This is a genomic window from Trinickia terrae (genome assembly GCF_005144415.1).
GTDB classification, from domain to species: Bacteria; Pseudomonadota; Gammaproteobacteria; order Burkholderiales; family Burkholderiaceae; genus Trinickia_A; species Trinickia_A terrae.
The window spans coordinates 89,024-100,590 of sequence record NZ_SWJE01000002.1 but is presented as its reverse complement, the minus strand read 5'-3'; the positions used below and the strand labels follow the sequence as shown (position 1 = coordinate 100,590).

Annotated in this window: 10 protein-coding genes and 1 pseudogene; all 11 read left to right on the top strand. The window is 64.6% G+C overall.

Going from position 1 to position 11,567, the window contains the following annotated elements; genetic code table 11:
• Positions 1–74: 74 nt before the first annotated feature.
• The 11 genes and pseudogenes from FAZ69_RS03615 (at position 75) to lapB (ending at position 11,505) form a co-directional block, all read left to right on the top strand.
• Positions 75–680, top strand: a complete 606-nt coding sequence (locus FAZ69_RS03615; RefSeq protein WP_136892587.1) for a DUF2059 domain-containing protein — start codon at positions 75–77, stop codon at positions 678–680.
• A 206-nt stretch (positions 681–886) separates the two neighbouring features.
• A complete protein-coding gene (serC, locus tag FAZ69_RS03610; protein WP_136892586.1) occupies positions 887–1,969 on the top strand; it encodes a 3-phosphoserine/phosphohydroxythreonine transaminase in 1,083 nt (360 codons plus the stop codon).
• A gap of 55 nt (positions 1,970–2,024) precedes the next feature.
• Positions 2,025–3,107, top strand: coding sequence for a prephenate dehydratase (pheA, locus tag FAZ69_RS03605; RefSeq protein WP_136892585.1), 1,083 nt, complete (start codon positions 2,025–2,027; stop codon positions 3,105–3,107).
• A 157-nt stretch (positions 3,108–3,264) separates the two neighbouring features.
• A complete protein-coding gene (gene hisC, locus FAZ69_RS03600) occupies positions 3,265–4,401 on the top strand; it encodes a histidinol-phosphate transaminase (protein WP_136892584.1) in 1,137 nt (378 codons plus the stop codon).
• Between the two features lie 64 nt (positions 4,402–4,465).
• A pseudogene (locus tag FAZ69_RS34405) lies at positions 4,466–5,329 on the top strand (prephenate dehydrogenase); the annotation flags it as partial.
• Between the two features lie 102 nt (positions 5,330–5,431).
• A complete protein-coding gene (gene aroA / locus FAZ69_RS34400) occupies positions 5,432–6,736 on the top strand; it encodes a 3-phosphoshikimate 1-carboxyvinyltransferase (RefSeq protein ID WP_369407727.1) in 1,305 nt (434 codons plus the stop codon).
• A gap of 28 nt (positions 6,737–6,764) precedes the next feature.
• Positions 6,765–7,451, top strand: coding sequence for a (d)CMP kinase (cmk, locus tag FAZ69_RS03590; RefSeq protein ID WP_136892583.1), 687 nt, complete (start codon positions 6,765–6,767; stop codon positions 7,449–7,451).
• Between the two features lie 127 nt (positions 7,452–7,578).
• A complete protein-coding gene (gene rpsA / locus FAZ69_RS03585; protein WP_136892582.1) occupies positions 7,579–9,309 on the top strand; it encodes a 30S ribosomal protein S1 in 1,731 nt (576 codons plus the stop codon).
• Between the two features lie 22 nt (positions 9,310–9,331).
• Positions 9,332–9,655 (top strand): integration host factor subunit beta, encoded by a 324-nt coding sequence (locus tag FAZ69_RS03580; protein ID WP_136892581.1) that lies wholly within the window; start codon positions 9,332–9,334, stop codon positions 9,653–9,655.
• Positions 9,656–9,971: 316 nt separating this feature from the next.
• Positions 9,972–10,265, top strand: coding sequence for a LapA family protein (locus FAZ69_RS03575; protein ID WP_136892580.1), 294 nt, complete (start codon positions 9,972–9,974; stop codon positions 10,263–10,265).
• Positions 10,266–10,329: 64 nt separating this feature from the next.
• A complete protein-coding gene (gene lapB / locus FAZ69_RS03570) occupies positions 10,330–11,505 on the top strand; it encodes a lipopolysaccharide assembly protein LapB (RefSeq protein ID WP_136892579.1) in 1,176 nt (391 codons plus the stop codon).
• Positions 11,506–11,567: the final 62 nt, after the last annotated feature.

The following is an 11,567-nucleotide window of genomic DNA, read 5'->3' as shown; positions in this document are numbered from 1 at the left end:
AGACCGCGCAACGCAGGGTTGCGATACGCTTCGTGCGTTAAGTAATTCGACTCTATTTCTTCTAGGGAGTAATGATGCAACAACGATTCAAACAATGGATGCTGCTGGCTGCTTTCGTGCCGACCTTTGCGATGGCGCAGGCGCTCCAGAGTCAAGCGCCGGCTGACACGGCGGCGCCGGCAGCAGCTCCGGTCGATCCCGCCAAGCAAGGGGCGATCAAGGACCTGCTCGAGGCGATCGACGCTCAGAAGCTGGTTGGCGCGATCGGCAACAGCGCGCAAATGCAGGCGAAGCAGCTGGTCCCGGCGATCCTGTCGGACGCGCTGTCGGAAAACAAGACGCTGACGGACAAGCAGAAGCAAGCCGCCGTGCCGGCGCTGCAGAAGAACTCGGTGCCGAAGCTGGTTGATTCGGCAGGTCAGGTGTTCGCGACGGACTCGTTCCGCCAGGACGCGATGCAGGCTCAGTACGAGGCATACGCGAAGTACTACTCGACGCAGGAAATCAAGGACCTGACGACGTTCTACAAGAGCCCGACCGGCCGCAAGTTCATCCAGGTGCAAGACCAGGTTGGCCGCGATGTCGTGAACGGCCTGATGCAGAAGTACATGCCGCAATCGATCAAGGCAACGCGCGACCAGGCCGACAAGGAAGTCGCGTCGGTCAAGCCGGGCAAGTAATCAGCCGGTCATAAGATCCGCGGGCCCTGCTCCAGGAGCGTGTCCGGCGGGTCGGCCGGGCCGGTGGGGCGCCATGGTTTGGCGGCGTACCGTCGACAGTGCGATAATGGCCGTTTGCGCGAGAGCGCGAACGGCCATTATCTTTTCAGGCGCGGTTTTGGGGTATTTCCTTTTGCCGCCGCGTCCTCTTTCGGGATTCCCACACGATGCGCGTCTTCAATTTCTCCGCCGGACCTGCGGCGCTGCCAGAGGAAGTGTTGCGCCAAGCCGCCGACGAGATGCTCGATTGGCGCGGCAGCGGCATGAGCGTGATGGAGATGAGCCATCGCGGCAAGGAGTTCATGTCGATCCACGAAGAGGCGCTGACCGACCTGCGCGAGTTGCTCGAGGTGCCCGCGAGCCATCGCATCCTGTTCTTGCAAGGCGGCGGCCTTGGTGAAAACGCGATCGTGCCGATGAACCTGCTCGGCGCCAAGAAGACCGCCGACTTTGTCCTGACTGGCTCCTGGTCGCAAAAGACCTTCAAGGAAGCGCACAAGTATTGCGCCCCGCACCTCGCCGCGAGCGGCCAGACTGCCGACGGCTTCACGCGCTCGCCGGCGCGCGCCGAATGGCGGCTCTCCGACGATCCGGCCTATGTGCACCTGTGCACGAACGAGACGATCCACGGCGTCGAGACCTTCGATATTCCCGATCTTGGCGATATTCCGCTCGTGGCCGACGTGTCGTCGCACATCCTGTCGCGCCCGCTCGACGTCGCGAAGTTCGGCGCCATCTACGGCGGTGCGCAGAAGAACATCGGGATGGCGGGCGTCACCGTCGTGATCGTGCGCGAGGACCTGCTCGACCGCGCGCTGCCGATCTGCCCGTCGGCGTTCGAGTGGAAGACCGTCGCCGAACACAATTCGATGTACAACACGCCGCCCACCTACGCGATCTACATCGCGGGCCTGGTCTTCAAGTGGCTCAAGAAGCAAGGCGGTTTGCAGGCGATCGAAGCGCACAACATCGAGAAATCGAAGCTGCTCTATAACGCGATCGACGCCAGCGATTTCTATATCAACAAGGTTGAACGCGCTTCGCGTTCGCGGATGAACGTGCCGTTCTTTCTCGCGGACGAGTCGCGCAACGAAGATTTCCTGGCCGGCGCGAAGGCGCGCGGGCTGTTGCAGCTGAAGGGCCACAAGTCCGTAGGCGGAATGCGGGCGTCGATTTACAACGCGGTGCCGCTCGAAGGCGTCAAGGCGCTGGTCGAGTACATGAAGGAATTCGAACAGCGCAAGGCCTGATCTCTTCGACCCGGGGGAGGCGGCGCGCCTACTTTCGACACGGCCGACTTTACGCATGGACGACGAACTCAATACCAAGCTCAAACCGCTGCGCGATCGCATCGATGCGATCGATGCGCAGCTGATCGCGCTGCTCAACCAGCGCGCAGCGATCGCCCTCGAAGTGGGCGAGGTCAAGAAGCATTACAACGCGCCGGTGTTCCGGCCCGAGCGCGAGCAGCAGGTCATCGCGCGCTTGCAGGACATGAGCGCCGGCCCGCTCGCGGGCGAGCACATCAGCGCGATCTGGCGCGAGATCATGGCGGCGAGCCGGGCGCTCGAGCAGCAGGTCCGTGCGGCGTTCCTCGGGCCTGTCGGCACCTATAGCGAGCAGGCGATGTACGAGTACTTCGGCCGGTCGATCGAAGGGCTCGCGTGCCCTTCGATCGACGAAGTGTTCCGTTCAGTCGAGGCGGGCGCCGCAGACTTCGGCGTCGTGCCGGTCGAGAATTCGAGCGAAGGCGCGGTGTCGCGCACGCTCGACCTGCTGTTGCAAACGCAACTCGTGATCGGCGGCGAGCTCGCCTTGCCGATTCACCACAATCTCCTCACGCAAAGCGGCGGGCTGACCGGCGTGACGCGCGTCTGCGCGCATGCGCAGGCGCTCGCGCAATGCCAGCGCTGGCTCGCGACGAACGCACCGCATCTCGAGCGCCAGGCGGTGTCGAGCAATGCGGAGGCCGCACGCCTGGCGGCGAGCGATCCGACTGTCGCCGCGATCGCGGGCGATCGCGCGGCTGCCCACTACGGCCTGCAGGTCGCGTACGCGCTGATCCAGGACGATCCGCACAACCGCACGCGCTTCGTGATGATCGGCAAGGAGCCGGCCGGCGTGAGCGGGCGCGACCAGACGTCGCTGATCGTGTCGGTGAAGAACGAGGCCGGCGCGGTGTTCAAGCTGCTCGAGCCGCTCGCGCGGCACGGCGTGTCGATGACGCGCTTCGAATCGCGTCCGGCGCGCGTCGGCACGTGGGAGTACTACTTCTATATCGATGTCGAAGGCCATCGCGAAAACCCGTCCGTCGCGGCCGCGTTGGCCGAGCTCGAGAAGATGGCCGCGTTCCTGAAGATTCTCGGCTCGTATCCGCGCGCGCGGTGATGCCCGGCGCTTTGGCTGCGTCGCGCTCGAGCGCTTGACCGCCCACAACTAGCTCGTCCGATCTGGAGACATACATGAACCACCCCCATGCTCACTGTCGTTCGCTGCCCCCCGAGGGGGCTGATGCCTCCCTTGGGGCGGTCCGGCGGGAGGCATCATGACAACGCAATACGGCCCTTCCTATGTGCGCGCTATCGCGCCCTACGTCGCCGGCAAGCCGATTTCGGAAGTCGCCCGCGAGTTCGGCCTCGACGAAGCGCACATCGTGAAGCTCGCTTCGAACGAAAATCCGCTCGGCATGCCGGAGTCGGCGAAGGCGGCGATGGCGCAGGCCGCCGCCGATCTCGGCCGCTATCCGGATGCGAACGCGTTCGAGCTGAAGGTCGCATTGAGCGAGCACTACGGCGTGCCGGCCGACTGGATCACGCTTGGCAACGGCAGCAACGACATCCTCGAGCTGGCGGCGCACGCGCTCGTCGAGAAGAGTCAGGCTATCGTCTACTCGCAATACTCGTTCGCGGTGTATGCGCTCGCGACGCAGGGAATCGGCGCGCGGGCGATCGTCGTGCCCCCCAAGGGGACTTCCTCTGGGGCGCCGGCGGTGAAGCACGGCCATGACCTCGACGCCATGCTGAAGGCGATCGATGCCGACACGCGTCTCATGTTCGTCGCCAACCCGAACAACCCGACCGGCACGTTCATCGAAGGTCCCGCGCTCGAGGCGTTTCTCGAGAAGGTGCCGAAGAGCGTCGCCGTGGTGCTCGACGAGGCGTACACCGAGTATCTCGCGGCGGACAAGCGCTATGACTCGATCGCGTGGACGCGCCGCTACCCGAACCTGCTCGTGTCGCGCACGTTCTCGAAGGCGTTCGGGCTTGCCGGCTTGCGCGTCGGTTTCGCGATCGCGCAGCCGGAGCTGATCGATTTGCTGAACCGCCTGCGCCAGCCGTTCAACGTCAACACGCTCGCGCAGGCCGCTGCCGTCGCGGCGCTGAACGATCGCGCGTTTCTCGAAAAGAGCGCGGCGCTTAATGCGGCGGGCTATCGCCGGCTGACCGAGGCGTTCGAGAAGCTCGATCTCGAGTACGTGCCCTCGTACGGCAACTTCGTGCTGGTGCGCGTCGGCAATGACGACGGCGCCGGTGCGCGCGTCAATCTGGCGCTCTTGAAGCAAGGGGTGATCGTGCGGCCGGTCGGCAACTATGGGCTGCCGCAGTGGCTGCGTGTGACGATCGGCTTGCCGGAAGAAAACGAAGCGTTCATCGCAGCGCTCGAAAAGGCGCTCGCTGCCTGATAGGCAACCGAGCGGTTGATTGCCATCCCGCGCGCGAGCGTTTTTGCCCGCGCGCTTTTTTAGCATGTCCGTCGTGGCCGCGTTTTCATTCAACAAACTGGTGATTTTCGGTGTCGGGCTGATCGGCGGGTCGCTCGCGCGCGCGCTGCGCGAACGCGATGCGGCGACGGGGCCCGGCGGCACGAGAGGCACGGTGATCGGCGTCGGCCGTTCGGCGGCGTCGATCGAGCGCGCGCGAGAGCTGGGCGTGATCGACGTCGCCGCTGCGCTCGGCGACGACGCGCAGTTGCGCGCGGCGCTCGCCGGCGCCGACATCGTCCTGCTCGCCGCGCCGGTCGCTCAGACGCTGCCGCTGCTTACCCGCATCGCCCCGTTTCTCGACGGCTCGACCCTCGTGACCGACGCGGGCAGCACGAAGTCGGACGTTGTCGCCGCAGCGCGTGAGGCGCTCGGTTCGCGCATCGGCCAGTTCGTGCCGGGGCATCCGATTGCGGGCCGGGAGTCGAGCGGCGTCGAGGCGGCGCTGGCCGATCTCTACGCCGGCCGCAACGTCGTGCTGTGTCCGCTGGCGGAGAACGCGCCGGTGGCCGTCGAGCGCATCGACGCGATGTGGCGTGCGACTGGCGCGCTCGTCAGCCGCATGAGCGTCGAGCAGCACGACCGTGTCCTGGCGTCGGTGAGCCACTTGCCGCACGTGCTCTCGTTCGCGCTCGTCGAGCAGATTCTCGAAGCGCCGGACGCCGACCTGAAATTCTCGTTCGCCGCCGGCGGTTTCCGCGATTTCACGCGGATCGCCGCGTCGAGCCCGGAGATGTGGCGCGACATCTGCGTGGCGAACCGCACCGCCTTGCTCGCAGAGCTCGACGCGTATACGGCCGTTCTTGCGCGCCTGCGCGCGGCGATCGAAGCCGGCGACGGCGCGGCGCTCGAAGCCGCGTTCGCGCGCTCGCGCAAAGCCCGCACTGAATGGCAGGAGCGCGGCGGCAAGGCTGCGGCCGGGCACCCGTCCCTCGAAATAACAGGACACACCATGGAATATATCGACCTCGGACCGTTCTCCCGTGCGGCCGGCACCGTCCGGCTGCCTGGATCGAAGAGCATCTCGAACCGGGTGCTCTTGCTGGCCGCGCTCGCGGAAGGCGAAACGACGATCACGAACCTGCTCGATTCGGACGATACGCGTGTGATGCTCGACGCGCTCGACAAGCTCGGCGTGCTGTTCACGCGCGACGGCGACACCTGCGTCGTCACCGGCACGCGCGGCGCGTTTGTCGCGAAGACGGCAGACTTGTTCCTAGGCAACGCCGGCACGGCGATTCGTCCGCTGACCGCGGCGCTTGCCGTCAACGGCGGCGAATACCGCGTGCACGGCGTGCCGCGCATGCACGAGCGGCCGATCGGCGACCTCGTCGACGGCTTGCGCCAGATCGGCGCGAAGATCGACTACGAGGCGAACGAGGGTTATCCGCCGCTCGCGATCCACGCGGCGCCGATCGCCGTCGACGCGCCGATCAAGGTGCGCGGCGACGTGTCGAGCCAGTTCCTGACCGCGCTCCTGATGACGCTGCCGCTCGTGCGTTCGGAAAGCGGCTCGATCGTGATCGAAGTGGAGGGCGAGCTGATCTCGAAGCCGTATATCGAGATCACGATGAAGCTGATGGCGCGCTTCGGCGTGACGGTCGAGCGCGAAGACTGGCAGCGCTTCATCGTGCCGGCCGGCGTGCGCTACCAGTCGCCGGGCTCGATCATGGTCGAGGGCGACGCATCGTCTGCGTCGTACTTTCTCGCTGCGGGCGCGCTCGGTGGCGGGCCGATCCGCGTCGAAGGCGTCGGGCGCGCGAGCATCCAGGGTGACGTCGGCTTTGCCAACGCACTGATGCGCATGGGCGCGAACGTGACGATGGGCGACGATTGGATCGAAGTGCGCGGCGTCGGTCACGACCACGGCAAGCTCGAAGCGATCGACATGGACTTCAACCTGATCCCCGATGCCGCGATGACGATCGCCGTCGCCGCGCTGTTCGCCGACGGCACGTCGACGCTGCGCAACATCGCGAGCTGGCGCGTGAAGGAAACCGACCGCATCGCCGCGATGGCGACCGAGCTGCGCAAGGTCGGCGCGACGGTCGAGGAGGGCGCCGACTACCTGGTGGTGACGCCGCCCGCGCAGCTCGCGCCGAACGCCGCGATCGACACCTACGACGACCACCGCATGGCCATGTGCTTTTCGCTCGTGAGTCTTGGCGGCGTGCCGGTGCGGATCAACGATCCGAAGTGCGTCGGCAAGACCTTCCCTGACTATTTCGAGCGCTTCAAGACGCTCACCGTGATTTGACCGACGTCCCCCGCTTATCCGTTCATCGATGAAACCGACTCGCCCCTTTCACCAGACACCCGTCATCACGATCGACGGCCCGACCGCGTCAGGCAAGGGCACGGTCGCCGCGCTGGTCGCCGCCCATCTGGGCTTCCACCTGCTGGACAGCGGCGCGCTGTACCGGCTGGCCGCGCTGGCGAGCGTGCGCTACGACGTGGCGCCGGATGCGGCGGACGAGCTTGCGAAGCTGGTCGGCGACCTCCATATCACGTTCCGCGAAGGTCTGGCGCAGCTCGACGGCGTCGACGTTTCCACGGAAATCCGTGCCGAGGCCGTCGGCAACCGCGCCTCGGCGATCGCTGTCCACGCGCCCGTGAGGGCCGCGCTGGTGGCGCGTCAGCGGGCCTTCCGCAAGGAGCCGGGGCTCGTGGCCGACGGCCGCGACATGGGCACGGTGATCTTTCCCGACGCGGCGTTGAAGGTGTTCCTGACGGCGAGCGTCGAAGCGCGTGCCGCCAGGCGGTATAAGCAATTGATCCAAAAAGGATTTTCTGCTAATATGGATGACTTGCTTCGGGATTTGCGTGAACGCGACGAGCGCGACAGTATGCGCGCAGCCGCGCCGCTCAAGCCTGCGGCGGATGCGAAGCTCCTCGATACCTCCGCGCTGACGATCGACCAGGCGGTCGAACAGGTGGTGCAGTGGTACCGGGCGCTCCAGCCGCGCGCGTGAGAACGCGCGCCGGTGCAGTAGGTGTTCCGCGATTGGCGCGGAGCGTGTTTTAACCCTTAACCCCGTATGGCTTTCGCTCAGACGCTGTAGTTTTCCGTCCCGATGATCGGGCGGCAACGCGAGAACCATGCAAACTTCGATTTTTATGTCCGACCTGCAAACTTCCACCCCGAATACCGAATCCTTTGCGGCTCTGTTCGAAGAGTCGCTGACCAAGCAAGACATGCGCGCCGGCGAAGTGATCTCCGCCGAAGTCGTGCGCGTCGACCACAACTTCGTGGTCGTCAACGCTGGTCTCAAGTCCGAAGCCTACATCCCGCTCGAAGAGTTCCTGAATGACGCGGGCGAGGTAGAAGTGCAGGCGGGCGACTTCGTTTCCGTCGCGATCGACGCGCTGGAAAACGGCTACGGCGACACCATCCTGTCGCGCGACAAGGCTAAGCGCCTGGCTTCGTGGCTGTCGCTGGAGAAGGCTCTCGACAACAACGAACTCGTGACCGGCACGATCACGGGCAAGGTCAAGGGCGGCATGACCGTGATGGTCAACGGCATCCGCGCGTTCCTGCCGGGTTCGCTCGTCGACACGCGTCCGGTCAAGGATACGACCCCGTACGAAGGCAAGACCCTCGAATTCCGCGTCATCAAGCTCGACCGCAAGCGTAACAACGTCGTGCTGTCGCGCCGCGCCGTGATCGAGGCGACGCAAGGCGAAGAGCGCGCGAAGCTGCTCGAAACCCTGAAGGAAGGCGCGATCGTCGAAGGCGTGGTCAAGAACATCACCGACTACGGCGCGTTCGTGGACCTCGGCGGCATCGACGGCCTGCTGCACATCACCGACATCGCATGGCGCCGCGTGCGTCACCCGAGCGAAGTCCTGTCGGTCGGCCAGGAAGTCACCGCGAAGATCCTCAAGTTCGACCAAGAGAAGAACCGCGTCTCGCTCGGCATCAAGCAACTGGGCGACGATCCGTGGGAAGGCATCTCGCGCCGTTACCCGTCGGGCACGCGCCTGTTCGGCAAGGTCACGAACATCACCGACTACGGCGCGTTCGTCGAAGTCGAATCGGGCATCGAAGGCCTCGTCCACGTGTCGGAAATGGACTGGACCAACAAGAACGTTGCGCCGTCGAAGGTTGTGCAGTTGGGCGACGAAGTCGAAGTCATGGTTCTGGAAATCGATGAAGACCGCCGCCGTATCAGCCTCGGCATGAAGCAGTGCAAGCCGAATCCGTGGGATGACTTCAGCCGCAACTTCAAGAAGGGCGACAAGCTGCAAGGCGCGATCAAGTCGATCACCGACTTCGGCGTGTTCATCGGCCTGCCTGGCGGCATCGACGGCCTGGTCCACTTGTCGGACCTGTCGTGGAGCGAAACTGGCGAGGAAGCTGTCCGCAAGTACAAGAAGGGCGACGAAGTGGAAGCGGTCGTGCTCGGCATCGACGTCGAGAAGGAACGCATTTCGCTCGGCATCAAGCAGCTCGAAGGCGACCCGTTCAGCAACTACGTTGCGATGAACGACAAGGGCTCGATCGTCGACGGCACGGTGAAGTCGGTGGACGCGAAGGGCGCTGTGATTGCGCTGACCGCGGACGTCGAAGGCTACCTGCGTGCTTCGGAAATCGCGCAAGACCGCGTGGAAGATGCTCGCAACGTGCTGAAGGAAGGCGACAAGGTCAATGCGATGGTCATCAACATCGACCGCAAGTCGCGCGGCATCAACCTGTCGATCAAGGCGAAGGATTCGGCCGAGCAGCAAGAGGCCATCCGCGGCCTGCAAGCCGATACGAGCGCTGCCGCCACTGGCACGACCAACCTCGGCGCGCTCCTGAAGGCCAAGCTCGACGGCCAGAACCAGTAAGCCTTAAGGGGTCTGCTGCAGTATGACCAAATCGGAATTGGTCGCCCAGCTGGCAACGCGATTTCCGCAACTTGTCCTCAAGGATGCGGATTTCGCGGTGAAGACGATGCTCGATGCGATGTCGGAGGCACTTGCCAACGGCCATCGCATCGAAATTCGCGGCTTCGGCAGCTTCGGCTTGAACCGCCGTCCGTCACGCGTCGGACGCAATCCGAAATCGGGGGAAAAAGTGCTGGTGCCGGAGAAGCATGTGCCGCACTTCAAGCCCGGCAAGGAATTGCGCGAGCGAGTGGACGGGCGCGCGGGAGAGCCGCTCAAGGCCGAGGAGCCCGACAGCGATCAGTGATGTCTGCGGTTACTGTCGATGGCCCGAGCCGGATCCGGCAAAGACCAGAAAAAGCGCCTTCGGGCGCTTTTTTTTCGTGCCGACCCGATGTCGATCCGGACTTGGCGCTTTAGCGCTTACTTGGGTCCCATGCAAAGCTCCGTCGCCTGCGCCGATAAGCCACGGCGCCGTCTGTCCCATATCACACCGAGCATTGCCCGTTTCGCCCGCTGCGAGGGGCTTCCATTACAATACGGGTCACTTTGCATGGCAGCCACGTGGCGCAACCCGCTGCCCAGCCCGCATCGATTACGCAATTGCTGTCTAGAGAGCCTTTATGAAATTTATCGTCTGGTTGATCCGTGTGCTGGTGTTCGTGCTGCTGCTCGTGCTCGCACTCGCCAACACGCAATCCGCAACGTTGAATTTCCTTGCCGGCTATGCGTGGCAGGCGCCGCTCATTCTGATCGGGCTCGCGTTCTTCGGCGTCGGCTTGCTGGCGGGGCTCATCTCGTCATGGCCGGCGATGATCCGCCTGCGGCTCGAGAACGGCCGCTTGAAGCGCGACTTGCGCGTTGCGCGCGAAACGCCCGTTGCGGTTGAAGAGCCGCCGCTGCCGCCGCTGATCTGAGCCGCCTTTGTGCCGCGCGCCGCCCGGTGCGCGGATTTTGTGTTTCGCACTTCCGATCATTCGCATGGATCTCGATTTCTGGTGGCTGCTCATCGTTCCGGTCGCGTTCGCCTTCGGCTGGATCGCCGCGCGCTATGACCTGAAGACGCTGCTCTCCGAAAGCTCCAATCTTCCGCGCTCGTACTTCCGCGGCCTGAACTTCCTGCTCAACGAACAGCCCGACCAGGCGATCGACGCGTTCATCGAAGTCGTCAAGCTCGATCCTGAAACGATCGAATTGCACTTTGCACTCGGCAACCTGTTCAGGCGCCGCGGCGAGACAGACCGCGCGATCCGCGTGCACCAGAACCTGCTGAGCCGGGCCGACCTGCCGGTCAACGAGCACGATCACGCGCTCTTCGAGCTCGGACAGGATTTTCTGAAAGCAGGCCTGCTGGATCGTGCCGAGGAGACGTTTGGCCGGCTCGAGTCCGGCGACTATGCGCTTGGCGCACAGCGCGCGCTCCTCACCATCTACGAAATCGAGAAGGACTGGAACAAGTCGATCGAGACGGCAGGACGGATCGAAACCATGGGTGCCGACCCGCTCGACAAGGAAATCGCCCAGTTCCACTGCGAGCTTGCGCAGGAGGCGCTGCAGCAGAAGAAGCCGGCCGATGCCGCCGCGCAGCTCAAGCTGGCGCTCAAGGCGAACCCGCAAAACGTCCGCGCGACGATCCTCGCCGGCGACGTGCAGGCGGCCGGCGGCGATCACGCCACGGCGATCGTCCAATGGCGGCGCGTCGAGGAGCAGAATCCGGCCTATCTGCCGCTCGTCATCGAAAAGCTGATGAAGGCGTACGCCGCGATGGGCCGCGCTGCCGAAGGGGCGGACCTGCTGACGAGCTATGTCGATCGCTATCCGTCGAACGACTTGCTCGACGTCGCCTATCAGCATGTCGCCGAATTGCGTGGCAGCGACGCCGCGCACACGCTCGCCCGCACGCAGATGCAGAAATCGCCGAACCTTGCCGGCATGACGCGCCTGCTCGAAGCGCAGATCGCGGCAGCCGACGAGCCGCGGCGCGGCGAGCTGGAGCTGATGCGCACGCTGATCAAGCAGCGCACCAAAAATCTGCCACGGTACACGTGTCAAAATTGCGGGTTCCGGGCGCGCCTTTTCTATTGGCAGTGTCCTGGATGCAGCGGCTGGGAAACCTACGCGCCGCGCCGCGTGGAGCCGATCGCGGCAACAAATTGAGATGACCGCCCGTTCCGTCGGCTGGGGCAGGCGAATCACAGGAATGGAAGCGGCTGTCCGGA

What these genes read in the sequence shown, in the direction of transcription:
- FAZ69_RS03615 (WP_136892587.1), top strand. Translation starts at nt 75, where the DNA reads ATGCAACAACGATTCAAACAATGGATGCTGCTGGCTGCTTTCGTGCCG.
- serC (WP_136892586.1), top strand. Translation starts at nt 887, where the DNA reads ATGCGCGTCTTCAATTTCTCCGCCGGACCTGCGGCGCTGCCAGAGGAA.
- pheA (WP_136892585.1), top strand. Translation starts at nt 2,025, where the DNA reads ATGGACGACGAACTCAATACCAAGCTCAAACCGCTGCGCGATCGCATC.
- hisC (WP_136892584.1), top strand. Translation starts at nt 3,265, where the DNA reads ATGACAACGCAATACGGCCCTTCCTATGTGCGCGCTATCGCGCCCTAC.
- aroA (WP_369407727.1), top strand. Translation starts at nt 5,432, where the DNA reads ATGGAATATATCGACCTCGGACCGTTCTCCCGTGCGGCCGGCACCGTC.
- cmk (WP_136892583.1), top strand. Translation starts at nt 6,765, where the DNA reads ATGAAACCGACTCGCCCCTTTCACCAGACACCCGTCATCACGATCGAC.
- rpsA (WP_136892582.1), top strand. Translation starts at nt 7,579, where the DNA reads ATGCAAACTTCGATTTTTATGTCCGACCTGCAAACTTCCACCCCGAAT.
- FAZ69_RS03580 (WP_136892581.1), top strand. Translation starts at nt 9,332, where the DNA reads ATGACCAAATCGGAATTGGTCGCCCAGCTGGCAACGCGATTTCCGCAA.
- FAZ69_RS03575 (WP_136892580.1), top strand. Translation starts at nt 9,972, where the DNA reads ATGAAATTTATCGTCTGGTTGATCCGTGTGCTGGTGTTCGTGCTGCTG.
- lapB (WP_136892579.1), top strand. Translation starts at nt 10,330, where the DNA reads ATGGATCTCGATTTCTGGTGGCTGCTCATCGTTCCGGTCGCGTTCGCC.